The sequence below is a fragment of the Bacillus altaicus genome, assembly GCF_042136375.2.
Classification (GTDB): Bacteria; Bacillota; Bacilli; order Bacillales; family Bacillaceae_G; genus Bacillus_A; species Bacillus_A cereus_U.
The window spans coordinates 660,879-685,034 of the sequence record NZ_CM143394.1; the positions used below are offsets into that span (position 1 = coordinate 660,879).

A 24,156-nucleotide genomic window follows, 5' to 3' on the forward strand; every position below is an offset into this window, starting at 1 on the left:
TTAATGTGTATGAATGAATGGGAGTGAATAGTGTGTCAGAAGAAAAAATTTATGATGTCATTATTATTGGTGCAGGACCAGCTGGTATGACAGCTGCGGTATATACATCTCGTGCGAATTTAAGCACACTGATGCTTGAGCGTGGTATTCCAGGTGGACAAATGGCAAATACAGAAGATGTAGAGAACTATCCAGGTTATGAGTCTATTTTAGGACCAGACTTATCAAATAAAATGTTTGAGCATGCGAAGAAATTTGGTGCTGAATATGCATACGGTGATGTGAAAGCAATCATCGATGGTAAAGAGTACAAAACAATTATGGCTGGTAAAAAAGAATATAAAGCACGTGCAATTATCGTTGCAAGCGGTGCAGAGTATAAAAAAATTGGTGTGCCAGGTGAAACAGAACTTGGCGGCCGCGGTGTATCGTATTGTGCAGTATGTGATGGTGCATTCTTTAAAGGGAAAGAACTTGTTGTTATTGGCGGCGGAGATTCTGCTGTTGAAGAGGGTGTGTTCTTAACACGCTTCGCATCAAAAGTAACAATCGTTCACCGTCGTGACACTCTTCGTGCACAGAAAATTTTACAAGATCGTGCTTTCCAAAATGAGAAAGTAGATTTCATTTGGAATCACACTATAAAAGAAATTAACGATGCAAATGGTAAAGTAGGAAGCGTAACACTTGTAGATGTAAACAGCGGAGAAGAACAAGAAGTTAAAACTGACGGCGTTTTCATATACATCGGTATGCTACCACTATCAAAACCGTTTGTTGAGCTAGGTATTACAAATGAAAATGGTTATGTTGAAACGAACGAGCGTATGGAAACGAAAGTTCCTGGTATTTTCGCAGCTGGTGATGTTCGTGAAAAAATGCTTCGTCAAATTGTAACTGCAACAGGCGATGGTAGTATTGCAGCGCAGAGTGCACAGCATTATATAGAAGAGTTAGTAGAAGAATTAAAAACTGTAACAGAAAAATAAGGGGTAATATACCTTTTGAAAAGAAAGCTACCGATAGGAGCTTTCTTTTTTTTGTGAAAATGTCAAAGTTTTGTCAAAAACAATTAGGATTATAAGCTTTCTTATTGATATACTGGACTTTACGGAAAAAATCACTATAAGAAATGAGGAATTTATTCAGTATGGAATGGCGTAATATATATCGTGGATTTTGTATGGGCGTTAGTGATTTAATTCCTGGTGTGAGCGGCGGAACAATCGCTGTTGTGTTAGGGATTTATGAACAATTGCTCGCAGCAATTAGCGGATTCTTTAGTCGTGAATGGAAAAAACATTTAGCGTTTTTAATCCCACTTGCAGCTGGTGTAGCGGCAGCTTTTCTAACGTTAAGTCACGTTATTAAATATTTATTAGCAAATCATTATGAACCGACTCAATTTTTCTTCCTCGGTTTAATTATTAGTATATTACCGATGTTAATGAGAGAAGCTGATGCAAAGGCAACGTTTAAAGGTAGTCATATTACCTTATTAATAATTGCAGCAATTCTTGTTGCAATAACAGCATTCTTTAAACCAGATAAGGCAGCTGATCCGATTACGACGTTAACAATTTTAAATGCAATTGGTTTGTTTTTCGCAGGATGGGTGGCTAGTATGGCTATGCTTCTTCCTGGAATTAGTGGATCGTTTATTTTATTAATTATTGGTGTGTATCCAACAGCAATTAACGCTTTAACTACACTCAATTTACCGTTAATCGTGGTTATCGGTGCCGGCGTGATGGCCGGATTTGTTGTAAGTAGTAAAGGAATTAGTTATTTGTTAGATCGTTATAAAAGTATGACATTTGCGGCAATTATTGGGCTCGTTATCGGGTCGATTGTCATTGTGTTCCCTGGCATTCCGACTGGTGGTATTTCAATTGTAAGTTCAATTATTACTTTTATTTTAGGATTTGCGGTTGTTACTTATTTCGGTAAGAAATAAGTGTTTTAATCCCCTTAACGATTTTTATCGTTAAGGGGATTTTTATTTACTGTTCATGGGAAGTAAGGTATTTTGATTGCTTGTTATAGAAAGATTTTTTACAATTGCTTAGCGAAAGGGGACTGGCACCTTCGTTGTAGCAAACTGTTTTTGATAGTATAATGAAATGAGTATGCGGTGAGAAATTTTGCTGCAAGTAGCTGAGGTGAAGAAACATGCAAAGAGTGACAAACTGTGTGTTAATTAGAGATAATGAAGTACTCTTACTCCAAAAACCTCGCCGGAATTGGTGGGTTGCACCGGGCGGGAAAATGGAACGTGGTGAGACGGTAAGAGATTCCGTTGTTCGCGAGTATCGTGAAGAAACAGGTATTTATTTAAAGAACCCAGCGTTAAAAGGGGTCTTCACCTTTGTCATCCAAGAGGGTGATAAAGTTGTTTCTGAATGGATGATGTTCTCCTTTTTAGCAACAGATTTTGCAGGAGAAAACAAATTAGAGAGCGAAGAAGGCATCATTGGTTGGCATACATTTGATAAAATTGATGATTTAGCAATGGCACCAGGAGATTATCACATTATTGATTATTTAATTAAAGGGAATGGTATAATCTACGGTACATTTGTATATACCCCAGATTTTGAGTTGCTTTCATATCGATTAGATCCGAGTTAAACCTGCAAGGAGAGGATACGATGACAGAGAATAATGATATAAAAATGGTAATTATTACAGGGATGTCTGGAGCTGGAAAAACGGTAGCGTTACAAAGTTTTGAAGATTTAGGCTATTTTTGTGTAGATAATTTACCACCGATGTTATTGCCGAAGTTTATTGAACTTATGGCAGATTCAAAAGGTAAAATGAATAAAGTAGCACTCGGTATTGATTTACGTGGCCGAGAGTTTTTTGAATATTTATGGGGAGCACTTGATGATTTATCAGAACGTACATGGATTATTCCTCATATTTTATTTTTAGATGCGAAAGATGGCACACTTGTAACTCGTTATAAAGAAACGAGACGTTCGCATCCACTTGCGCCAACTGGCTTGCCGTTAAAGGGAATTGAAGCTGAGCGTGGTCTATTAACTGATATGAAGGCGCGCGCGAATATTGTGCTTGATACATCTGAGTTGAAACCGAAAGAATTACGAGAGAAAATTGTTCACTTATTCTCAACAGAAACTGAGCAAGCATTTCGTGTAAATGTTATGTCATTTGGATTTAAGTACGGAATTCCAATTGATGCTGATTTAGTATTTGATGTTCGTTTTTTACCAAATCCATATTATATTCCACATATGAAGCCATTAACAGGACTGGATGAAGAAGTTTCGTCGTATGTGTTGAAATTTAATGAAACACATAAGTTTTTAGAGAAATTGACGGATCTTATCACTTTCATGCTGCCTCATTATAAAAGAGAAGGCAAGAGTCAACTTGTAATTGCGATTGGATGTACAGGTGGGCAACATCGTTCTGTTACGCTTACAGAGTACCTTGGGAAACATTTGAAACCAGAGTATAGCGTTCATGTATCTCATCGTGATGTGGAGAAGAGAAAGGGCCATTAAGGGATGAAAAAAGAGAGAAAACCTAAAATTGTTATCATGGGAGGTGGAACTGGACTTTCTGTTTTATTAAGAGGTTTAAAACAATATCCGGTTGATATTACAGCAGTTGTAACAGTAGCCGACGATGGAGGCAGTTCAGGTAGACTACGTGATGAGCTAGCAATTCCACCTCCAGGTGATATTCGTAACGTACTTGTTGCCTTATCGGATGTAGAACCATTAGTGGAAGCTTTATTTCAGCACCGTTTTACAACTGGAGACGGACTGAAAGGGCATGCGTTAGGAAATTTACTATTGGCAGGTATGACTTCGATTACAGGAGACTTTTACCACGCGATTACGGAAACGAGTAAAGTATTAAATGTCAGAGGACGTGTATTACCAGCAGCGAATCAAAGTGCGGTACTTCATGCAGAATTAGAAGATGGAGAAATTGTAACAGGTGAATCAAAGATTCCTTATTTCGGGAAGAAGATTAATCGTGTATTTTTAACTCCAGAAGATGTAGAACCGTTATGTGAAACGTTGACGGAAATTAAACGAGCTGATTTGCTTGTTTTCGGTCCAGGAAGTCTGTACACAAGTATATTACCGAATTTAGTTGTTAACAAAATTGGAGACGCTGTTCTTGCTGCAAAAGCGAAGAAGGTATATGTATGTAATGTTATGACGCAAGCGGGCGAAACGAAGGGTTATACTGCGTTTGATCATGTGCAGGCGTTACATGATCATTTAGGTAAACCATTTATCGACACTGCGATTGTAAATAATCGTGATATTCCTCGTGAATTACGTACGCTATATGAGGAAGAAATGTCGGAACCAGTTGCAATGGATACAGATCGTTTTGCTGAACATAATATCGAAATCATTCAAGAGCGATTAGCGAAATATGATGAGCGTGTTGTAAGACATGATACATTAAAGTTAGCTTCTATTTTATATTCATTGTTATAAATATGCGTTGCCTCGTTTGAGGTAACGCTCCTCATTCATATAGGACAAGATTTTTGTTCCAAAGTAATAGTATAAGGAGGTGTTGACTGTGTCATTTGCATCAGAAACAAAGAAAGAGTTGACCAACCTTGAAATGAAGGAATGCTGTGAGAAATCAGAATTATCGGCGTTGCTTCGAATGAACGGATCGCTTTCTTTTTCAAACCGTCGCCTATCTATCGATATTCAAACGGAAAATGCAGCAATTGCAAGAAGGATTTATACGCTCTTGAAAAAAGGATATGATGTGACGGTAGAATTACTTGTTCGTAAAAAAATGCGATTGAAGAAAAATAATGTATATATCGTGCGGCTTGTTGAGAAGTCTCGCGAAATATTAGCAGATCTTCACATTGTTCGAGATGACTTTTCGTTTATTCGAAATATATCGCAGGAATTAATCGAGAAGAAATGTTGTAAACGATCGTATTTACGCGGTGCATTTTTAGCAGGTGGTTCGGTAAATAACCCAGAAACATCATCTTATCATTTAGAGATCTTTTCGTTATATAAGGAACATAATGATTCTATATGTGAACTGATGAACGGATTTGATTTAAATAGTAAGACGTTGGAAAGAAGAAAAGGGTACATTACGTATTTGAAAGAAGCTGAGAAAATTACAGAGTTTTTAAATATTATAGGTGCCCATAATGCACTTTTAAGATTTGAAGATATTCGAATTGTTCGCGATATGCGTAATTCGGTAAATCGTTTAGTTAACTGCGAAACAGCTAATTTAAATAAAACAATTGGTGCAGCGCTAAGGCAAATTGAGAACATCCGCTATATTGATGAGACCGTTGGGCTTGATATTTTGCCAGATAAATTAAGAGAAATTGCACAGTTACGAAGAGATTATCAAGATGTAACATTGAAAGAGTTAGGTGAGATGGTATCCGGGGGGAAAATTAGTAAATCGGGTATTAATCATCGTTTGCGTAAAATCGATGGAATTGCAGAGAAATTACGCGCGGGGGAAACGGTAGCAAAAAAATAAGAGGTTAAAGGGGAAATGGAGCTGTGGTTCAAAAAGTGGTTAAAGTTGCATTAAAAAACGGTTTACAAGCACGTCCGGCTGCGTTGTTTGTACAAGAGGCAAATCGCTTTCATTCTGATATTTTCATTGAGAAAGATGGAAAGACAGTTAATGCAAAGAGCATAATGGGGATTATGAGCTTAGCGATCGGAACTGGTAGCATGATTACAATCACAACAGAAGGTTCAGATGCAGAAGAGGCTTTGGAAGCATTAGCTGCATATGTACAATAAAGGCTATCGCGAATGTGCGATAGCTTTTTTTATTCTGTTGTTTGTGAGCAGCTTGGCTGGTGTGGGGTAACGAATGATCGGTGGGGTATGTAGCTAGTTCGCGCTTGTCGGTAAGTCGATATGTTGTGTCGAAACGTCGATATATTAAAATAATCGCCGATAAAATTTGAGTTACGGTCGATATATTTGAAAAATCGTCGATATATTCAGGTGGATACCGGATGGGGTATGCGGAGGGAGAATACATGATAATAAAAAAGCGCCCTGTAATAGGGCGCCTTCGCTTTTAGTTATATCCAGCTCCGGCGGCTAGAATGATCGGTGGCTTCGCTTCTTCCGTCGAGGTAAAAAGCAACTCTTTGTCAGAAGCTCCATCCCCCTCTCATTCTGAATGAGCCGCTTCTGCTTTTAATTATATCCAGCTCCAGTGGCTAGAATCTCCGGTCGTTTCGCCCCTTCATTCGAGGCAAAAAGCGCCTCGGAATCAGGGGCTTAGGCGCCCTGCGATTCTGAACGAGCCGCTTCCGCTTTTAATTTATTAACGACTTGTAAAGATCTTATCAATTAAGCCGTATTCTAGAGCTCTTTCTGCTGTCATGAAGTTGTCGCGGTCTGTGTCGCGTTGTAGAACTTCAAGTGGTTGACCTGTGCGGTCAGCAAGAATTTGGTTTAATTTTTCACGTAAGAATAGGATGCGTTTTGCAGCGATTTCGATTTCAGTCGCTTGACCTTGTGCACCGCCAAGTGGTTGGTGAATCATTACTTCACTGTTAGGAAGAGCGAAACGTTTTCCTTTTTCACCTGCTGCAAGTAAGAATGCACCCATAGATGCAGCCATACCGATACAGATTGTTGATACTTGTGGTTTAATAAACTGCATTGTATCGTAAATTGCCATACCAGCTGTGATAGAACCACCAGGGCTGTTGATATAGATGTGAATATCTTTTTCTGGATCTTGAGATTCCAAGAATAAAAGCTGGGAAACGATTGAGTTTGCTACGTTGTCATCAATTGCGCTACCAAGCATAATGATGCGGTCCTTTAATAGTCGAGAGTAAATATCGTAAGCGCGTTCTCCACGATTTGTTTGTTCAATTACTGTAGGAATTAAATTCATCTGTTATTTCCTCCTTTGAAAGCTTTATTAGTTTATAATACAATTATGGTCAATAAAGGTCAAACGAAACCACTTTAAATCAAAAAAATATGTAGTTGTATCATGATTTATTCGCTATGTTTTTAAAATTCCCTGCTTATGTATCTTCAACATCATAACCGAATTACATAAATTTAAACGTGATTAAAGGTGTAGAAAGGGCAAAAGAACGCCTTTTTACTGAAGCGTTCTTTCGGTATTTATTCTTTTAAAAGATAGGTTACTTTATTTAAAATTGTTTCGACTTGTTTCGCGTTTTTACTATACATTTCACTTGCTGATTTCGATTTTGTTTCTAAAGAAAATAGTTCAAGATCAGCATGGCATTTTTTTAAAGATGCCAATAGTAAAGGTTTGTTTTGAGGAGAAGGCATTTGGAGTTTATCATTATAAATGTCGATAGTAAGTTGTCCGTATGAATCAACTTGACCGAGAAACACATTTTCAATGACAACGCCGAGTTTTTCTAATTCAGAATGTAACCAAGCGCGGTTGTGCCCGCTTGCAGAAAGAGGTTCATCTAGTACATTTCCATCCATAATAACAGTTTGTGGTTCCTTCTCGTTCGGTACTTTTAAACCGATGTCTTTTGCTGTAAGTGGCTGAGAATCTTTCTTTAATAATACATTTAATTCTCCGCTCGGTTCTAAGACAGCGAATTCGACTTCAGCTATACTGAATGCACCATTTCCTCTAAGAAGTTCAAGTAACTCATCACTTGTATATTTTTCTTTCTTTAAATTATCCTCAAGTACTTTGCCATCCTTTATTAAAACTGTAGACTTTCCTTCAAAGAAATCTCTCGCGGCTTTATTTTTTAAGGAAAGAATTCCTACGAAAAAAGGTACCGAAGCGAAAATAAGTATAGCAAATACACCATGGAAAAACTTTTGATCTAGCCCTGTAGATACTTGGGCAGCAATGTCACCAATCGTCATTCCAGCTATGTATTCGAAAAAGGAAAGTTGGGAGATTTGTCTTTTTCCAAGCCATTTTGTAATAGCGAATAAAAGAATTAATATGAATACAGAACGGAGAATGACAAGTGACCATTCGGGTAGATGAGACATAGTAATTTCCTCCAGTCTGCTTAAAACCCTTTATATTGAGGTTCTTCACGTTCTAATAATGAAACTCTATCCTTTAAATCAGCGATGACGCTGTCCATTTCTAACATGCATTCGTGAAAGACGCGTTTTGTTTCTTCGTCTTCTGAATTTAGCGAAAGGGAACTTAAGCTTGCTTGAGCCCCCCTTAAACTAGCGAGGCATGTTTTTACACTAGCGATAACAGTCATGAAAACACCTCTTATCCTTTCGGTTTAAATAGCAATGCTCCGATGAATCCAAAAATGATAGCAGCAGAAATACCAGCGCTTGTTACTTTAAACATACCGGTAATAACGCCGACAATTCCATGTTTTGCAGCTTCTTCCATAGCGCCGTGAACGAGGGCGTTACCGAAACTTGTAATTGGTACAGTTGCTCCTGCACCCGCAAAATCAATTAATGGTTCATATAGATTGAATCCATCTAATATAGCCCCAACAACAACGAGTGTTGCCATTGTATGGGCAGGAGTAAGTTTACCCACATCAAACATAAGTTGACCAATTACACATATAAGGCCACCAATAACAAAAGCCCAGAAAAAAATCATTGTGTTGCACCTCCAAATTCGATCGATACAGCATGAGCGATACATGGAATTGTTTCTTCTTGTTGGAATGTAAGTGGAGATAGTAAAGCACCTGTTGCAACAACTAGCATCTTTTTGAATTCTCCCTTTTTCATTCTATTTAATAAATGTCCGTACACGACTGTTGCAGAACACCCAGGACCACTTCCGCCAGCTATGACAGGTTGACCTTCTCTATAAATGATGATTCCGCAATCTTGGAATTGTTCGCTCTTTACTTTTGTACCGTGTTTATGTAGTAGGTCGTAAGCGATTTCGCGTCCTACATGTCCAAGGTCACCTGTTACGATTAAGTCGTAATAAGAGGCGTCGATTTGTCGTTCGCGTAAATGGGCTTCAATCGTATCGACAGCAGCTGGGGCCATCGCACCGCCCATATTAAACGGATCTGTTAAACCCATGTCAACAACTCGCCCAATTGTGGCGGAAGTTACTCTTGGACCATTTCCTGTATCACTTAAAATTGCTGCACCTGCACCGGTCACTGTCCACTGCGCTGTAGGGGGCTTTTGTCCACCATATTCAGTTGGGTAACGGAATTGTTTTTCCACGGCAGCGTTATGGCTTGATGCTCCAGTTAATAAATATTTTGCGCCTTTTGCATTTACAATACTTGCGCCGAGCGCTAATCCTTCCATAGAAGTAGAGCAAGCTCCAAATAATCCAAGATAAGGTGTTCCGAGTGTACGACATGCAAAGCTCGTTGGGGTTATTTGATTAATTAAATCTCCTGCGAGTACGAATTGAATATCGTCTTTCCGAAGTTTTGCTTTCTCTGTAGCACGGCTACAAGCTTCTTCAAATAAAATTTTGTGAGCCTTTTCGTAAGAATCTTGTCCAAGCCATAAATCTTCATGGAGGGTGTCGAAGTCTTCAGGGATATTACCTTTCGCTTCAAATGGTCCACCGACTACCCCGGTTGAGATAATGACTGGTTTGTTTTCAAATATCCATGTTCGGTGTCCTTGTAACATTTATAGCCCTCCCCATTGAACGAGAATCGTTTTAATAAGTGCGATGACGAAAGCGGAAAATACACCAAACAAAATAACAGAGCCAGCCAATTTAAACATGTTACCGCCAACACCTAGGACGAACCCTTCCGTTCGGTGTTCAATGCATGCTGCGATAACAGAATTACCAAAACCGGTAACTGGTACCGCTGTGCCAGCCCCAGCAAATTGTCCAAAGCGATCGTATATACCGAATCCAGTTAGTAACATGGAAATGAAAATTAGAGTTGCTACTGTCGGATTCCCTGCTGAGCGCTCAGTGAAATCAAAATACGTGATGTAAAAAGTAGAAATAAGCTGCCCGATGAAGCAAATGAAACCACCAACGAAAAAAGCTTTTATACAATTTTTTAAGACTGGACGCTTCGGTTCTCGTTCTTGCGCGAATTTTTTATATTCCTGTTGTACAGGAGTTAAGTTTTTATCTTTACTAGACATGACAATCCTTCCTTTTCTTTTAGAAAGCTTAAATATTAGATCCCATTTCTGATTGAATGAGTTTCAATTGTTCTTTAATACCATCCTTACTTACTTTCTTGTTCTTAATTTTGTTTTCAAGTTCTTCTAGGAGCATAAAAATCTTTTTGTCTGTACTTACACGAATATCGAAAGTAGGATTTTCATCACTTAATTTCTTTTTTAATTTACTTCGTAAAGGCTTTAAACCAAATCTTTCATGATGTTCAGGTTTGACGGCTATGTAAAGATCTAAATTGGTATTAACTGCGGTAGCTTTTATAATGCCATCTATAGCGAGGGCCTTTTTCTTAGAGTCTTGCGATATAGATTGATTAAAGGATTCTGTACTCATTTTTGTTAACTTAGGGCCCTTTTTTTCATCTGTTCTTTTAGCTTCTTCTTTCTTTACTTTTTTATCTAACGGGCTGTTATCGCATCCGGTAAGTGAACCGAATAGAAGAACAAATAACGCGGTTATGAGGCCGAGTTTTCGCATTATAATCATTCCATTTCTATTGCAGTATGTAATTTGCGAGAAAAAGGATGATTGCATATCATCCTTTTTCTCGCATTGTGTACCATTAGATACAATGGCACCTTTGGTTATTGCTGTGTGTATTGTGGTTCTTCTTGCTCGACTTCTTCAACACGTGGGTTTAAAGAATCAATAATTGTTTGTGTTTGCTGCGCAGTTGTTTGGAAGAGTTGCTTTGCTTGTTGGTTATCCGTATCAAGAGCGAATCCCTCTAAGCTAGCTTGTGCACTTTTTAATCCAGAAACAGTTTGCTTTAGTTTTGTAATTACAGTCATTGAATGAAGCCTCCTTTGGAATATCAATTCAAAGATTATAATTTGTGGGTTTGGGTGAATTTATGTTTGGAAAATTTAGGGGAAGGAATGTATTTAATATAAATATTGCTATGGAGTATAAAGGAAGTAGGGGATATTTTTATTGATTTAGATGGGTTTTATTGCTATTATTATGAGAAGAAAATGAAGTCTGTTTTATAATCATGCGCCCATAGCTCAGTCGGATAGAGCGGTGGTTTCCGGTACCACGTCTGCCGGGGGTTCGAATCCCTCTGGGCGCGTCAAAAGGTCCTAACTTACATTTGTAAGTTAGGACCTTTTTTATTTCTCTCTTGTTATATCTGGTTATAAGATTTACTATTAGTATGTGGTAATAATTTTTATGCGTTATTATTTTCTTTCAATATTATTCATTTTTCGGTTGTAAGATGTAAATTTCATTAATACATATAAATTAATAATATTTTGGAATGGGTGTCTGCGATAGGATTCTCCTTTTACCAAACTTATTGTACAATAGAAACAAGGGGGAGATTAGTTTGAAGGCAAGTCTTTTACAAGAACAAAGCTTACGTTTGGCAATGACACAAGAGTTAAGGCAAGCGATTACAATGCTCCAGTATAATGTACAAGAATTATCGGAGTTTTTATATGAGCAATCGTTAGAGAATCCCCTTATTGAGTTAGGTGGTTTCGAGAGGGAGAAGAAAAAGAGCTCTAACACAAGTAAAAGTACCCGCAAACAAGTCGAGAATCAAATGGAAATCTACAGTGTGGATTCTACAACGATTCAGCAACATTTATTAAATCAACTACAGTATTATAAAATAGATGAAGAAGAGCGAAAAGCAGCTTCTTTCATTATTATGAACATGGATGGAAATGGCTATTTACAAGAAACAAATGAAGAGTTATCAGAGCTTCTTTCTGCGCCAATTGATGTAGTGGACCGTTCCGTGGAGCTTGTTCAATCGTTAGAGCCAGCAGGGGTAGGTGCGCGTAATATTCAGGAATGTCTATCAATACAATTGAAGCGCTTACAAAGAAGAGATGGTTTAGCGGAAGAAATTATAGATGATCATTTTAATTATTTCGTTAAGAAAGATTGGCGAAAGCTCGTTCAAGTGTTGAAGTGTACTAACGAGGAATTACAGGGTGCGGTGAACTGTATTACATCATTACAGCCGAAACCAGGTCTTGCATTTTCTTCTGATAAACCACTTTATATCGTGCCTGATATGGCGGTAAAAAAAGATGGCGATCATCTCGTTTTACAGATGAATGAGAGAAATATGCCAAGAATTGAAATTCATTCTGAGTATAGTGCGTTACTAAATAATAGTGAAAGTGAAGTGGCTTCTTACGTATCGGAGAAGTATCAGCATGTGCAATGGATTATGCGCAGTTTGAAACAGAGAAAACAAACACTCTTACAAGTGATGAATATTATTATGGAAAAACAACATGATTTCTTCTGGAAAGGTCCAGAGTATTTAAAACCACTTGCTTTAAAAGAGGTGGCGGAAGAGTTAGGTGTGCATGAGTCTACAATTAGTCGTGCAACGCGTAATAAATATGTGCAAACGCCGCACGGTTTATTTGAGATGAAATCGTTCTTTAGTAATTCTATTTCTACGACGGAAGATGAGGCGGTTTCTACAAAGCGTGTGAAACAATTCATTCAAACGCTTGTTGGAGCAGAAAATAAGAAAAAGCCACTTTCAGATCAAAAGATTTCAAAATTATTAGAAGAAGAGCATGAAATCGTTATTTCTCGCAGAACGGTTGCGAAATATAGAGAACAAATGCATATTCCTGCTTCGTCTCTAAGAAAAACAATTGGATAGGTGAAGAAGATGAAGGTTGTACTATATACAAAAAAAGATTGTGGTCTTTGCGTGAAGGCGAAACAAATTTTAAAGGAAGTACAATGTGAATATTCTTTTCAAATTGAGGAAATAGATATATATGAAGATAATGACCTTTTAGAGAAATACCATCTAATGATTCCTGTTGTAGAAATAGGCGGAAGACAAGTAGAATATGGTAACCTTCACAAAGGTGTCATAATAAACTATATAAACAATGCAGTTAAGAGTTGAATAAGTTTCTGTCTCCTGTTACAATAATACACGTAGCAGGGATTATTTTTTTAACCTAAGTGGGACGCAAAATGTCACTACGGGACATAAAGCGACCACAGAGGGAAATGAACCGATGTAGTGAGGAGAAAAGATATGCGCTCATGGATTCAGAACACAAAAAAATTATTACCTGATCTGCTACCTGTTATGCAAACGAGAATGCAAGTGCTTCAGTACATTAGGCTTATGCAGCCGATTGGAAGAAGAAACTTATCTGCAAGTCTCGGTATGACAGAACGAGTATTGCGAAGTGAAGTTCAAGTTTTGAAAGAACAAAACTTAGTTCACGTCGCTTCTTCTGGAATGACTTTGACAGAAGAAGGAACAGCTTTAGTTCTTGCTTTGGAAGACTTTATGAAAGAAATTTCCGGGTTAAAGGTTTTAGAAAAACAACTTAAGGAAACATTAGACTTGGATGAAGTTTTCGTTGTCCCTGGTGATAGTGATGAATCACCTTGGGTCAAACTGGAGATGGGCCGTGCTTGTGTGACTTGTATAAAAGACCGTCTGACAGTGAATAATATCGTTGCTGTGGCTGGAGGAACTACGCTAGCTGCTGCTGCGGACATGATGCAACTTGATTGCAAGGATTTACATATGCTATTTGTCCCAGCACGTGGTGGAATTGGAGAAGGTGTTGAGTTAGAAGCCAATACCATTTGCGCCAAAATGGCACAAAATACGATGAGTAATTATCGCTTATTGTATGTTCCAGATCACGTTAGTAGCGAAGCATATGCGTCTATTGTAATAGAGCCCTCCGTGAAAGAAGTTCTTGAGTTGATTCGATCTTCCAATATCGTCATTCATGGAATCGGTGATGCATTAACAATGGCACGTCGCAGAAATACTTCAGAAGCAGATTGGTTAAAGATTCAGGCAAGCGAAGCAGTTGGTGAAGCTTTCGGTTACTACTTTAATGAACAAGGAAATGTTGTTCATAAAGTAAGAACAGTTGGTATGCAACTTGAAGATTTACAACATGTATCTCACGTTGTCGCAGTCGCTGGAGGTTCTTCAAAAGCAAAAGCAATACAGGCTGTAATAAAGCAAGGGCACACTTCAATTCTAATTACAGATGAAGGTGCAGCAAAACAATTAACAAAGGGTAATACCCTTTAATATAATCCCCCAAGGAGGAAATTTAAATGACTAAAATTGGTATTAATGGATTTGGACGTATCGGACGTAACGTATTCCGCGCAGCTCTTAACAACTCTGAGGTAGAAGTAGTAGCAATCAACGACTTAACAGATGCTAAAACATTAGCTCACCTTTTAAAATATGATACAGTTCACGGAACTTTAAATGCAGAAGTATCTGCTAACGAAAACAGCATCATTGTTAACGGTAAAGAAATTAAAGTTATCGCTGAGCGTGACCCAGCACAATTACCATGGAACGACTACGGAGTAGAAGTAGTAGTAGAATCTACTGGCCGTTTCACTAAAAAATCAGACGCTGAGAAACACTTAGGTGGATCAGTTAAGAAAGTTATCATCTCAGCTCCAGCTTCTGACGAAGATATCACTGTAGTTATGGGTGTTAACCACGAAGAATACGATGCAGCTAACCACAATGTAGTATCTAATGCTTCTTGTACTACAAACTGTCTAGCTCCATTCGCTAAAGTATTAAACGAAAAATTCGGCGTAAAACGCGGAATGATGACAACAATTCACTCTTACACTAACGACCAACAAATCTTAGATTTACCACACAAAGATTTACGTCGTGCTCGTGCAGCAGCTGAAAACATGATCCCAACATCTACTGGTGCTGCTAAAGCTGTAGCATTAGTATTACCAGAACTTAAAGGTAAATTAAACGGTGGCGCTGTACGTGTTCCAACTGCTAACGTTTCTCTAGTTGACTTAGTTGTTGAACTTGACAAAGAAGTAACAGTTGAAGAAGTAAATGCAGCATTCAAAGCAGCTTCTGAAGGCGAATTAAAAGGTATCCTTGGATACAGCGAAGAGCCATTAGTATCTATCGACTATAACGGTTGCACAGATTCTTCTACAATCGATGCATTATCTACAATGGTAATGGAAGGTAACATGGTTAAAGTACTTTCTTGGTACGATAACGAAACTGGTTACTCTAACCGCGTAGTAGACCTAGCTGCATACATGACTTCTAAAGGTCTTTAATTCTTAAGTATATAAGCAATCAATGACAAAACGAGGGAGAGGGTTTGTTCCCTCTCTCTCTTCTTTCGTTTTAGAAGCAAATGTGATAAGCTTTTGAATGGGTTTTGTCAATCCTAACTAGTAGTCGGAGGGAAATCCAATGAACAAAAAATCAATTCGTGACGTAGATTTAAAAGGTAAGCGTGTATTTTGCCGCGTTGATTTCAACGTACCTATGAAAGAAGGCAAAATTACAGATGAAACTCGTATCCGTGCAGCTCTTCCTACAATTCAATATTTAGTAGAGCAAGGTGCGAAAGTAATTTTAGCAAGTCATTTAGGCCGTCCAAAAGGTCAAGCAGTAGAAGAATTACGTCTTACTCCAGTAGCAGCACGTTTAGGCGAGCTTCTTGGTAAAGATGTTAAAAAAGCGGACGAAGCATTCGGACCAGTTGCACAAGAAATGGTTGCAGCAATGAACGAAGGCGACGTAGTAGTTCTTGAAAACGTACGTTTCTATGCGGGCGAAGAAAAGAACGATGCAGAACTTGCGAAAGAATTTGCAGCTCTTGCTGATATTTTCGTAAACGATGCATTCGGTGCAGCTCACCGTGCTCACGCTTCTACAGCAGGAATCGCAGACTACCTACCAGCAGTATCTGGTTTATTAATGGAAAAAGAGTTAGATGTATTAGGTAAAGCACTTTCTAACCCAGAACGTCCATTCACAGCTATTATCGGTGGTGCGAAAGTAAAAGATAAAATCGGTGTAATTCGTCATCTATTAGACAAAGTAGATAACTTAATCATCGGTGGCGGACTTGCTTATACATTCGTTAAAGCTTTAGGTCATGAAATTGGTCAATCACTATGTGAAAACGACAAAACTGAACTAGCTAAAGAATTTATGCAACTTGCAAAAGAAAAAGGCGTAAACTTCTACATGCCAGTTGATGTTGTAATCACTGAGGAATTCTCTGAAACTGCAACAACTCAAATCGTTGGTATCGACTCTATTCCTTCTACTTGGGAAGGCGTGGACATCGGTCCTAAAACACGTGAAATTTATGCAGATGTAATTAAAAACTCTAAGCTTGTTGTATGGAATGGACCAATGGGTGTATTCGAAATGACTCCATTCGCAGAAGGTACAAAAGCAGTAGGACAAGCATTAGCAGATGCAGAAGGTACATACTCTGTTATCGGCGGTGGTGACTCTGCAGCAGCTGTTGAAAAATTCGGTATGGCTGATAAAATGAGCCACATTTCTACTGGCGGCGGTGCGTCATTAGAATTCATGGAAGGTAAAGAACTTCCAGGTGTAGTTTGTCTTAACGACAAATAAGTAGCAGCCAAAGAAAAAGGACGGTGCAAAGCATGCGTAAACCAATTATCGCAGGTAACTGGAAAATGAATAAAACTCTAGCTGAAGCAGTTAGCTTCGTAGAGGAAGTTAAAGGTCAAATCCCAGCAGCTTCAGCTGTTGATGCAGTAGTTTGCTCTCCAGCTCTATTCTTAGAGCGTTTAGTAGCTAAGGCTGAAGGAACTGACTTACAAGTAGGTGCACAAAACATGCACTTCGAAAAAAATGGTGCATTCACTGGCGAAATTAGCCCAGTAGCACTTAGCGACTTAAAAGTAGGCTACGTAGTACTTGGCCACTCTGAGCGTCGTGAAATGTTTGCTGAAACAGACGAATCAGTAAACAAAAAGACTCTTGCAGCATTTGAACATGGTTTAACACCAATTGTTTGTTGTGGAGAGACTTTAGAAGAGCGCGAAAGCGGAAAAACATTTGATCTAGTAGCAGGTCAAGTGACAAAAGCACTTGCAGGTTTAACAGAAGAGCAAGTTAAAGTAACTGTTATCGCTTATGAGCCAATCTGGGCTATCGGTACAGGTAAATCTTCTTCTTCTGCAGATGCAAATGAAGTATGTGCGCACATCCGTAAAGTTGTTGCAGAAGCTGTTTCTCCAGAAGCTGCAGAAGCTGTTCGTATTCAATACGGCGGTAGCGTAAAACCAGAAAACATTAAAGAGTATATGGCACAATCTGACATCGACGGCGCTTTAGTTGGCGGTGCTAGCTTAGAGCCTGCTTCGTTCTTAGGTCTTCTGGGGGCGGTAAAATGAGAAAGCCAACAGCTTTAATCATTCTTGATGGTTTCGGACTACGTGAAGAAACTTACGGGAATGCTGTAGCACAAGCTAAGAAACCTAATTTTGATGGTTACTGGAACAAATTCCCTCACACAACGCTTACAGCTTGTGGTGAGGAAGTAGGTCTTCCAGCAGGTCAAATGGGTAACTCAGAGGTTGGTCACTTAAATATCGGTGCTGGCCGCATCGTATATCAAAGCTTAACACGCGTAAACGTTGCAATTCGTGAAGGTGAGTTCGATCAGAACGAAACTTTCCAAAATGCAATTAAAAGCGTGAAAGAAAAAGGTACTGCTCTTCATTTATTCGGTTTACTTTCTGATGGTGGTGTGCATAGTCACATGAACCATATGTTTGCTCTTCTTCGCTTAGCAGCAAAAGAAGGCGTGGAGAAAGTATATATCCATGCATTCTTAGATGGCCGCGATGTTGGACCACAAACAGCAAAAGGTTATATTGATGCAACAAATGAAGTAATTAAAGAAACAGGAGTAGGACAATTCGCGACTATCTCTGGTCGTTATTACTCCATGGACCGTGACAAGCGTTGGGATCGCGTAGAAAAATGTTACCGTGCTATGGTGAATGGTGAAGGCCCTACTTATAAATCAGCAGAAGAGTGTGTAGAAGACTCTTATGCAAATGGTATTCATGATGAATTCGTATTGCCGTCTGTAATTGTTAACGAAGATGACACGCCAGTTGCAACAATCAATAATGATGATGCAGTTATCTTCTATAACTTCCGTCCAGACCGTGCAATTCAAATTGCTCGTGTATTTACAAACGAAGACTTCCGTGAGTTCGATCGTGGTGAAAAAGTACCTCACATTCCTGAATTCGTTTGTATGACACATTTCAGTGAAACTGTAGATGGTTACGTGGCATTCAAGCCAATGAACCTTGATAACACATTAGGTGAAGTTGTTGCGCAAGCGGGATTAAAGCAACTTCGCATCGCGGAAACTGAAAAGTATCCGCACGTTACATTCTTCTTTAGCGGTGGTCGTGAGGCTGAATTCCCAGGAGAAGAGCGTATTTTAATTAACTCACCGAAGGTTGCAACGTATGACTTGAAACCTGAAATGAGCATTTATGAAGTAACGGACGCTTTAGTAAATGACATCGAAAATGATAAACATGATGTTATCATTCTTAACTTTGCAAACTGTGATATGGTTGGCCATTCTGGGATGATGGAACCAACAATTAAAGCAGTAGAAGTAACTGACGAATGTTTAGGAAAAGTTGTAGAAGCGATTCTTGCAAAAGATGGTGTAGCACTTATTACTGCTGACCATGGTAATGCCGATCAGGAGTTAACTGCTGAGGGTGGACCAATGACAGCTCATACAACTAACCCGGTTCCTTTCATCGTTACAAAAAATGATGTAGAGCTTCGTGAAGGTGGTATTTTAGGAGATATCGCTCCAACAATGCTTACACTTTTAAATGTGGAACAACCGAAAGAAATGACAGGTAAAACAATTATTAAATAATTTGCTTATATAAAAAGGAGAGAATTTATTATGTCAACAATTATTGATGTTTATGCTCGCGAAGTCCTTGACTCTCGTGGTAACCCAACTGTAGAAGTAGAAGTTTACACAGAAAGCGGCGCATTCGGACGCGCTATCGTACCAAGTGGTGCATCTACTGGTGAGCACGAAGCAGTAGAATTACGTGACGGTGACAAATCTCGTTACCTTGGTAAAGGTGTTATGAACGCAGTAAACAACGTTAACGAAGCAATCGCTCCAGAAATCGTTGGTTTCGACGTAACTGACCAAGCTGGTATCGACCGTGCTATGATCGAATTAGATGGCACTCCAAACAAAGGTAAACTAGGCGCTAACGCTATCCTTGGTGTATCTATGGCAGTAGCTCACGCAGCAGCTGACTTCGTAGGTCTTCCATTATACCGTTACCTTGGTGGATTCAATGCAAAACAATTACCAACTCCAATGATGAACATCATCAACGGTGGTTCTCATGCTGATAACAACGTTGATTTCCAAGAGTTCATGATCTTACCAGTTGGTGCTCCAACATTCAAAGAATCAATCCGTATGGGTGCTGAAGTATTCCATGCACTTAAAGCTGTATTACATGACAAAGGTCTTAACACTGCAGTAGGTGACGAAGGTGGATTCGCTCCAAACCTTGGTTCTAACCGTGAAGCATTAGAAGTAATCATCGAAGCTATCGAAAAAGCTGGTTACAAAGCTGGCGAGAACGTATTCTTAGGAATGGACGTTGCTTCTTCTGAGTTCTACAACAAAGAAACTGGTAAATATGACCTTGCAGGCGAAGGCCGTACTGGCTTAACTTCTGCAGAAATGGTTGATTTCTACGAAGAGCTTTGCAAAGACTTCCCAATCATCTCTATTGAAGATGGTCTAGACGAAAACGACTGGGATGGTCACAAATTATTAACTGAGCGTATCGGTGATAAAGTACAATTAGTTGGTGACGATTTATTCGTAACTAACACTCAAAAACTTGCTGAAGGTATCGAAAAAGGTATCTCTAACTCAATCTTAATTAAAGTTAACCAAATCGGTACTTTAACTGAGACTTTCGAAGCAATCGAAATGGCTAAACGTGCTGGTTACACAGCAGTTGTATCTCACCGTTCTGGTGAAACTGAAGATGCTACAATCGCTGACATCGCAGTTGCAACTAACGCTGGCCAAATCAAAACTGGTTCTATGAGCCGTACTGACCGTATTGCTAAGTACAACCAATTATTACGTATCGAAGACGAGCTAGGCGAAATCGCTGTTTACGCTGGTTTACAATCTTTCTACAATATCAAACGATAATTGTAGAAAATAACGACAGACCGTGAGAAATCACGGTCTGTTTTTTTTTGCTAAAATTGTTCGTCTGTCATAAGTGACATGAAGTATTTAAAGAAGAGATTATAATCAAAATCGATAGCAATTTGCTGCGAGGGCCGATTGGTGAATGGGCTTGATCCAACTAAAGAGCGGAAATCACCGATGCTTGCTCCTTGAGCGTAAGATTCGGTCATGACGGTAATTGGTGATTTGTAGTAGGTAAACATAGAAGTATCAAGTAAAGCTAATATCGGTATCGTGTCATGAAAAGGGCAGCCTTTTAATTGTGGTAAAATTTTTTTGTAATATCCATAGTAGTAATAATCGAATAGAGGTTTGACGAGAGAGGCCTTTCCTTTGGCCTCAATGTATTCAGCCATGTCAGGTGTAACGATGGAATACTGAGTTACATTTAAAGGGTATATGTACATGTTGGATGCGGATTGTAATACAATGTTAGCCGCGATTGGATCACCATAAAAGTTCGCTTCTGATATGGGAGTTACATTACCTGGATGCAAAAAGGAACCACCCATTACATAATAAGATTTAATTTGCTGCATTAAGTTTTTACATAAAATAAATAAAACAGCTAGGGAAGTGAGTCGCCCTAAACTTACAATGACTAGTTCGTCTTTATACTGCTCGATAAGAGGGATAACTTCAAAGAAATTCTCCATTTCTCCGTTTTGTAACTTTTCATTGGGATGATTGGCCCTAACCCTTCTTTACCGTGAATATTGGTAAAAAAAGCGGGTGGACCTCCATTGAGAGGACGGTCTGAACCACCAAATATTTTCATGTCTCTATTTCTTGATTTTTGTTTAAGAAAATGAGCATTTTGTACGGCCATTTCTTTTGGAACATTGCCGTAATCAGCGACAATCCCAACAATTTCAATTTCATCGATAAAGAATGCGAGGAGAAGGGCTATCGTATCGTCGATTCCAGGATCACAAAAAATGAGAACTTTTTTAGACATATGTTCACCACCTATCTTTATCCCGCATTAACGGGCAGTAAACGCCCGATTGGTTCGGGCTGATTAAAGTTTCACTTTATATATATGTGTGCTAGAGAGAAGGCAGAATAAAAATGGATTGAATGATTTTATCCCGCATTAACGGGCAGTAAGACTCCCACCTCAAAGTTCGGCACATGCGAGGAAGTTAGATGGGAGATTAACTGCCCGTAAAAGCCCGATTGGTGAAGGCTAATAATCAGAGGGGGATGGACCCCCCTCTGATTAAAGTTTCACTTTATTTTATTGAAATAATAACCATTAAAATTCAGAAAATATAAACTTTATATATTAGGTCAAGGGTTTTGACATAAATTATATTCAGAAACGCAGTCATATCAAGGGTGTAAGCGTATAATATAGTGGATTTTCGTTGTCGATTTGATAAATTGCAGGTTTTTACAATTTATACTATGATAAGGATATTAACAGAAGATCGTATAAACATGAGGGATGATGAACATGAAACTTACAAAGATTCTTGTCCAAATTGCTGCTCTTTATGTATTGTATATGGTTGGAAATTGGGTGCAAGAAATGTTGAATATTCCGATTCCAGGAAGTTTGATTGGGATGTTCCTCCTACTTGTTTTACTTAGCCTAAAAGTACTTCCAGTGAAATGGTTTGATTTAGGAGCAGAAACACTCGTTGCTATTATGCCGTTTTTATTAATTCCGCCAACGCTTGGCTTAATGAATTACGGTGCTTTTTTTATGAGTAAAGGAATTTCTCTTTTCATTACAGTTGTAGCGAGTACGTTTTTAATTATTATTGCCGCAGGACATACAGGACAATATCTTGCGAATAGAAAGGAAAAAGAGACACAATGAGCCAAATATTAATCGGAATCGGTTGGGTTCTTTTTACGGTGCTATTATATCAATTATCTAAAAAAATCTACAAATTATTTCCAACACCATTTACCATTCCAATGCTTGTTGCAACAGGATTAATGGCTTTCTTATTTATAATGCTTGATATACCATATCAAAATTATATGGAAAGTGGTGGTGGCTGGATTGCGAAGTTACTCGGACCAGGTGTTGTAGCATTTGCAATCCCGCTTTATAAACAACGTCATGTTCTGCAAAAATATGTTGTACCAATTGCTGGTGGGGTATTAGTAGGTACAACAGTTGCTATTGCAAGTGATTTGGCTATCGCCACACTTATGGGAACAGATAAAAGCTTAATTTTATCTTCTTTACCAAAATCAGTGACAATGCCAGTTGCGATGAGTGTATCTGAACAAGTTGGTGGTGTCCCGTCCTTAACAGCGGCCTTCGTCGTTATCGCAGGGATTACTGGAACGATTTCAGGACCAATTTTATTAAAATGGAGCCGTGTTACAAACTCAGTTGGTAAAGGGATTGGCTTTGGATGTGCATCTCATATTATGGGTGTTATGAGAGCGATGAAAAATAATGAGCATGAAGGTGTTATTGGATCGGTAACAATGACATTAACAGCAATTTTGACATGTTTGCTTGGACCGTTGTTCGCAATGATGTTCATGTAATAGAAGAAAAGCGAGAGCGATTCTATAGCTCTCGCTTTTCTATAGGATTTATGCTACATTTAAAATAACTGAATCTTTGTAGGAGGTACGCCAAGTGCATACGTTATTATCAGTTTTACTTATTGTTGTATCGATTTTAATGATTATTATGGTACTTATGCAGTCTAGTAATAGCTCAGGCCTTTCAGGCGCTATTTCAGGTGGTGCAGAGCAATTGTTTGGTAAGCAAAAAGCACGTGGAATTGAAGCGGTATTAAACCGTGTTACAGTTGTCTTAGCTGTATTATTCTTCGTACTAACAATTGGTGTTACGTACTTAAATTTATAAAAGTAAAAGAAGAAGCGTTAGCGGATTATGCTAATGGTTCTTCTTTTTTTGATTTGTTATTCAAAAAAAGTTTCTAATTAGATTATAGAATTATAAATATGGTACACTAAGAATAGAAAGAATACGACTAGATTACAGAAGAGAAAGAGGAGAAGTACATGATGAAATTAGCATCTCCGAAACCATTTACATTTGAAGGTGGAGACCGCGCTGTTTTATTATTACATGGATTCACAGGGAACTCAGCTGACGTACGCATGCTAGGGCGTTTCTTAGAGAAGAAAGGCTATACTTGTCATGCGCCAATTTATAAAGGACACGGCGTACCACCACAAGAGCTTGTTCGTACAGGCCCTGAAGACTGGTGGAAAGATGTAATGAATGCCTACCAGCATTTAAAAGATCAAGGTTACGAGAAAATAGCTGCGGTTGGATTATCATTAGGTGGAGTATTCTCATTAAAACTTGCTTATACATTACCGATTTTAGGTGTTGTACCAATGTGTGCACCGATGTACATTAAAAGTGAAGAAATTATGTACCAAGGTATATTGGCATATGCCCGCGAATATAAAAAGCGTGAGCAAAAATCACCAGAACGAATTGAGCAGGAAATGTTTGAATTTAAACAGACACCAATGAATACATTAAAAGCATTACAGGAGTTGATTCGTGACGTACGCAATAATGTTGATATGATTTATGCTCCAACATTCGTTGTACAAGCACGTCATGATGAGATGATTAATACAGATAGTGCTAACATTATTTATAACGGTGTAGAATCTACGTTAAAAGACATTAAATGGTATGAAGACTCTACGCATGTCATTACACTTGATAAAGAACGTGATGTGCTACATGAGGATGTATATAACTTCTTGGAGCAACTAGATTGGTAAGATCTAGTTGCCTCTTTTTTTCATAAGGGAATTTATTATCCCAATTGGTGTGGGCTAATAATCAGTGGGGAGGGACAAAACTCCACTGATTAAAGTTACACTTTATGGAAGCTGTAAAAAATCATTGGGAGATGATTAAAGTTTCACTTTATACATCCCCCATCTT

The 24,156-nt window shown here is 38.5% G+C and carries 27 protein-coding genes, 1 tRNA gene and 1 pseudogene; 20 read left to right on the top strand and 9 right to left on the bottom strand.

Annotated features, from left to right (window positions below):
* Nucleotides 1-32: 32 nt before the first annotated feature.
* The 7 genes from trxB (at nt 33) to ACE38F_RS03315 (ending at nt 5,801) form a co-directional block, all read left to right on the top strand.
* Nucleotides 33-989, top strand: a complete 957-nt coding sequence (trxB, locus tag ACE38F_RS03285; protein ID WP_215554699.1) for a thioredoxin-disulfide reductase — start codon at nt 33-35, stop codon at nt 987-989.
* 161 nt (nt 990-1,150) lie between these two features.
* Nucleotides 1,151-1,957, top strand: coding sequence for a DUF368 domain-containing protein (locus ACE38F_RS03290; protein ID WP_215554698.1), 807 nt, complete (start codon nt 1,151-1,153; stop codon nt 1,955-1,957).
* A 215-nt stretch (nt 1,958-2,172) separates the two neighbouring features.
* Nucleotides 2,173-2,631, top strand: a complete 459-nt coding sequence (locus tag ACE38F_RS03295) for an NUDIX hydrolase (RefSeq protein ID WP_001190080.1) — start codon at nt 2,173-2,175, stop codon at nt 2,629-2,631.
* A gap of 20 nt (nt 2,632-2,651) precedes the next feature.
* On the top strand, nt 2,652-3,533 hold the full coding sequence (rapZ, locus tag ACE38F_RS03300) for an RNase adapter RapZ (RefSeq protein ID WP_215554697.1): 882 nt from the start codon (nt 2,652-2,654) through the stop codon (nt 3,531-3,533).
* A 3-nt stretch (nt 3,534-3,536) separates the two neighbouring features.
* Entirely contained in the window at nt 3,537-4,490 is a 954-nt protein-coding gene (locus tag ACE38F_RS03305) for a gluconeogenesis factor YvcK family protein (protein ID WP_375370202.1), read from the top strand.
* A gap of 88 nt (nt 4,491-4,578) precedes the next feature.
* On the top strand, nt 4,579-5,529 hold the full coding sequence (whiA, locus tag ACE38F_RS03310) for a DNA-binding protein WhiA (RefSeq protein ID WP_002159905.1): 951 nt from the start codon (nt 4,579-4,581) through the stop codon (nt 5,527-5,529).
* A 23-nt stretch (nt 5,530-5,552) separates the two neighbouring features.
* Nucleotides 5,553-5,801, top strand: a complete 249-nt coding sequence (locus tag ACE38F_RS03315) for an HPr family phosphocarrier protein (RefSeq protein WP_002144903.1) — start codon at nt 5,553-5,555, stop codon at nt 5,799-5,801.
* A gap of 538 nt (nt 5,802-6,339) precedes the next feature.
* Here the strand turns inward: ACE38F_RS03315 and clpP are convergent.
* From clpP to ACE38F_RS03355, 8 genes are all read right to left on the bottom strand, one after another.
* Complete coding sequence (gene clpP, locus ACE38F_RS03320) at nt 6,340-6,921, bottom strand: ATP-dependent Clp endopeptidase proteolytic subunit ClpP (protein ID WP_002159906.1); 582 nt, start codon at nt 6,919-6,921, stop codon at nt 6,340-6,342.
* A gap of 239 nt (nt 6,922-7,160) precedes the next feature.
* Nucleotides 7,161-8,030 (bottom strand): DUF421 domain-containing protein, encoded by an 870-nt coding sequence (locus tag ACE38F_RS03325; protein WP_199709911.1) that lies wholly within the window; start codon nt 8,028-8,030, stop codon nt 7,161-7,163.
* Nucleotides 8,031-8,050: 20 nt separating this feature from the next.
* A complete protein-coding gene (locus ACE38F_RS03330) occupies nt 8,051-8,257 on the bottom strand; it encodes a DUF1657 domain-containing protein (protein ID WP_016106600.1) in 207 nt (68 codons plus the stop codon).
* 11 nt (nt 8,258-8,268) lie between these two features.
* Nucleotides 8,269-8,619, bottom strand: a complete 351-nt coding sequence (gene spoVAE, locus ACE38F_RS03335; protein WP_002112813.1) for a stage V sporulation protein AE — start codon at nt 8,617-8,619, stop codon at nt 8,269-8,271.
* On the bottom strand, nt 8,616-9,632 hold the full coding sequence (spoVAD, locus tag ACE38F_RS03340) for a stage V sporulation protein AD (RefSeq protein WP_375370201.1): 1,017 nt from the start codon (nt 9,630-9,632) through the stop codon (nt 8,616-8,618). Before spoVAD ends, spoVAE begins: the two co-directional genes overlap by 4 nt.
* A complete protein-coding gene (gene spoVAC / locus ACE38F_RS03345) occupies nt 9,633-10,109 on the bottom strand; it encodes a stage V sporulation protein AC (RefSeq protein ID WP_002112810.1) in 477 nt (158 codons plus the stop codon).
* A 28-nt stretch (nt 10,110-10,137) separates the two neighbouring features.
* Complete coding sequence (locus ACE38F_RS03350; protein ID WP_375370200.1) at nt 10,138-10,626, bottom strand: YhcN/YlaJ family sporulation lipoprotein; 489 nt, start codon at nt 10,624-10,626, stop codon at nt 10,138-10,140.
* A 107-nt stretch (nt 10,627-10,733) separates the two neighbouring features.
* Nucleotides 10,734-10,940 carry a DUF1657 domain-containing protein gene (locus ACE38F_RS03355; protein ID WP_215554693.1) on the bottom strand — a complete coding sequence of 69 codons (207 nt, stop codon included), beginning with the start codon at nt 10,938-10,940 and terminating at the stop codon, nt 10,734-10,736.
* A gap of 205 nt (nt 10,941-11,145) precedes the next feature.
* Between ACE38F_RS03355 and ACE38F_RS03360 the strand changes: the two genes are divergently transcribed.
* From ACE38F_RS03360 to eno, 9 genes are all read left to right on the top strand, one after another.
* Nucleotides 11,146-11,221 (top strand) — tRNA-Arg (locus ACE38F_RS03360).
* A 258-nt stretch (nt 11,222-11,479) separates the two neighbouring features.
* Nucleotides 11,480-12,787 (top strand): RNA polymerase factor sigma-54, encoded by a 1,308-nt coding sequence (gene rpoN, locus ACE38F_RS03365; protein WP_375370199.1) that lies wholly within the window; start codon nt 11,480-11,482, stop codon nt 12,785-12,787.
* Between the two features lie 9 nt (nt 12,788-12,796).
* On the top strand, nt 12,797-13,042 hold the full coding sequence (locus tag ACE38F_RS03370) for a glutaredoxin family protein (protein ID WP_215554691.1): 246 nt from the start codon (nt 12,797-12,799) through the stop codon (nt 13,040-13,042).
* A 135-nt stretch (nt 13,043-13,177) separates the two neighbouring features.
* Nucleotides 13,178-14,206 (top strand): sugar-binding transcriptional regulator, encoded by a 1,029-nt coding sequence (gene cggR / locus ACE38F_RS03375; RefSeq protein WP_215554690.1) that lies wholly within the window; start codon nt 13,178-13,180, stop codon nt 14,204-14,206.
* Between the two features lie 26 nt (nt 14,207-14,232).
* Nucleotides 14,233-15,237 carry a type I glyceraldehyde-3-phosphate dehydrogenase gene (gap, locus tag ACE38F_RS03380; RefSeq protein ID WP_002112805.1) on the top strand — a complete coding sequence of 335 codons (1,005 nt, stop codon included), beginning with the start codon at nt 14,233-14,235 and terminating at the stop codon, nt 15,235-15,237.
* Nucleotides 15,238-15,376: 139 nt separating this feature from the next.
* Complete coding sequence (locus ACE38F_RS03385) at nt 15,377-16,561, top strand: phosphoglycerate kinase (RefSeq protein WP_215554689.1); 1,185 nt, start codon at nt 15,377-15,379, stop codon at nt 16,559-16,561.
* Nucleotides 16,562-16,593: 32 nt separating this feature from the next.
* Nucleotides 16,594-17,349, top strand: a complete 756-nt coding sequence (gene tpiA / locus ACE38F_RS03390) for a triose-phosphate isomerase (protein WP_002159914.1) — start codon at nt 16,594-16,596, stop codon at nt 17,347-17,349.
* Nucleotides 17,346-18,875: a 2,3-bisphosphoglycerate-independent phosphoglycerate mutase gene (gene gpmI, locus ACE38F_RS03395; protein ID WP_375370198.1), complete on the top strand. Its 1,530-nt coding sequence runs from the start codon at nt 17,346-17,348 to the stop codon at nt 18,873-18,875. The genes tpiA and gpmI overlap by 4 nt, the downstream gene beginning before the upstream one ends.
* A gap of 30 nt (nt 18,876-18,905) precedes the next feature.
* A complete protein-coding gene (eno, locus tag ACE38F_RS03400) occupies nt 18,906-20,201 on the top strand; it encodes a phosphopyruvate hydratase (protein WP_002112796.1) in 1,296 nt (431 codons plus the stop codon).
* Nucleotides 20,202-20,251: 50 nt separating this feature from the next.
* Here the strand turns inward: eno and ACE38F_RS03405 are convergent.
* Nucleotides 20,252-21,201: pseudogene (locus tag ACE38F_RS03405) on the bottom strand (nucleoside hydrolase).
* A gap of 492 nt (nt 21,202-21,693) precedes the next feature.
* On the opposite strand from ACE38F_RS03405, the gene ACE38F_RS03410 reads away from it, so the two are divergent.
* The 4 genes from ACE38F_RS03410 (at nt 21,694) to ACE38F_RS03425 (ending at nt 23,990) form a co-directional block, all read left to right on the top strand.
* Entirely contained in the window at nt 21,694-22,071 is a 378-nt protein-coding gene (locus ACE38F_RS03410; protein WP_341308074.1) for a CidA/LrgA family holin-like protein, read from the top strand.
* A complete protein-coding gene (locus ACE38F_RS03415) occupies nt 22,068-22,760 on the top strand; it encodes an LrgB family protein (protein ID WP_144506580.1) in 693 nt (230 codons plus the stop codon). The genes ACE38F_RS03410 and ACE38F_RS03415 overlap by 4 nt, the downstream gene beginning before the upstream one ends.
* A gap of 94 nt (nt 22,761-22,854) precedes the next feature.
* Complete coding sequence (gene secG, locus ACE38F_RS03420) at nt 22,855-23,088, top strand: preprotein translocase subunit SecG (RefSeq protein WP_215554686.1); 234 nt, start codon at nt 22,855-22,857, stop codon at nt 23,086-23,088.
* 161 nt (nt 23,089-23,249) lie between these two features.
* Nucleotides 23,250-23,990, top strand: a complete 741-nt coding sequence (locus ACE38F_RS03425) for an alpha/beta hydrolase (RefSeq protein WP_215556651.1) — start codon at nt 23,250-23,252, stop codon at nt 23,988-23,990.
* The last annotated feature ends 166 nt before the right edge of the window (nt 23,991-24,156 follow it).

Coding starts and splice junctions, on each gene's coding strand:
- ACE38F_RS03290 (WP_215554698.1), top strand. CDS start 1,151: ATGGAATGGCGTAATATATATCGTGGATTTTGTATGGGCGTTAGTGAT.
- ACE38F_RS03295 (WP_001190080.1), top strand. CDS start 2,173: ATGCAAAGAGTGACAAACTGTGTGTTAATTAGAGATAATGAAGTACTC.
- rapZ (WP_215554697.1), top strand. CDS start 2,652: ATGACAGAGAATAATGATATAAAAATGGTAATTATTACAGGGATGTCT.
- ACE38F_RS03305 (WP_375370202.1), top strand. CDS start 3,537: ATGAAAAAAGAGAGAAAACCTAAAATTGTTATCATGGGAGGTGGAACT.
- clpP (WP_002159906.1), bottom strand. CDS start 6,921: ATGAATTTAATTCCTACAGTAATTGAACAAACAAATCGTGGAGAACGC.
- ACE38F_RS03325 (WP_199709911.1), bottom strand. CDS start 8,030: ATGTCTCATCTACCCGAATGGTCACTTGTCATTCTCCGTTCTGTATTC.
- ACE38F_RS03330 (WP_016106600.1), bottom strand. CDS start 8,257: ATGACTGTTATCGCTAGTGTAAAAACATGCCTCGCTAGTTTAAGGGGG.
- spoVAE (WP_002112813.1), bottom strand. CDS start 8,619: ATGATTTTTTTCTGGGCTTTTGTTATTGGTGGCCTTATATGTGTAATT.
- spoVAD (WP_375370201.1), bottom strand. CDS start 9,632: ATGTTACAAGGACACCGAACATGGATATTTGAAAACAAACCAGTCATT.
- spoVAC (WP_002112810.1), bottom strand. CDS start 10,109: ATGTCTAGTAAAGATAAAAACTTAACTCCTGTACAACAGGAATATAAA.
- ACE38F_RS03350 (WP_375370200.1), bottom strand. CDS start 10,626: ATGCGAAAACTCGGCCTCATAACCGCGTTATTTGTTCTTCTATTCGGT.
- ACE38F_RS03355 (WP_215554693.1), bottom strand. CDS start 10,940: ATGACTGTAATTACAAAACTAAAGCAAACTGTTTCTGGATTAAAAAGT.
- ACE38F_RS03370 (WP_215554691.1), top strand. CDS start 12,797: ATGAAGGTTGTACTATATACAAAAAAAGATTGTGGTCTTTGCGTGAAG.
- cggR (WP_215554690.1), top strand. CDS start 13,178: ATGCGCTCATGGATTCAGAACACAAAAAAATTATTACCTGATCTGCTA.
- gap (WP_002112805.1), top strand. CDS start 14,233: ATGACTAAAATTGGTATTAATGGATTTGGACGTATCGGACGTAACGTA.
- ACE38F_RS03385 (WP_215554689.1), top strand. CDS start 15,377: ATGAACAAAAAATCAATTCGTGACGTAGATTTAAAAGGTAAGCGTGTA.
- tpiA (WP_002159914.1), top strand. CDS start 16,594: ATGCGTAAACCAATTATCGCAGGTAACTGGAAAATGAATAAAACTCTA.
- gpmI (WP_375370198.1), top strand. CDS start 17,346: ATGAGAAAGCCAACAGCTTTAATCATTCTTGATGGTTTCGGACTACGT.
- eno (WP_002112796.1), top strand. CDS start 18,906: ATGTCAACAATTATTGATGTTTATGCTCGCGAAGTCCTTGACTCTCGT.
- ACE38F_RS03410 (WP_341308074.1), top strand. CDS start 21,694: ATGATGAACATGAAACTTACAAAGATTCTTGTCCAAATTGCTGCTCTT.
- ACE38F_RS03415 (WP_144506580.1), top strand. CDS start 22,068: ATGAGCCAAATATTAATCGGAATCGGTTGGGTTCTTTTTACGGTGCTA.
- ACE38F_RS03425 (WP_215556651.1), top strand. CDS start 23,250: ATGAAATTAGCATCTCCGAAACCATTTACATTTGAAGGTGGAGACCGC.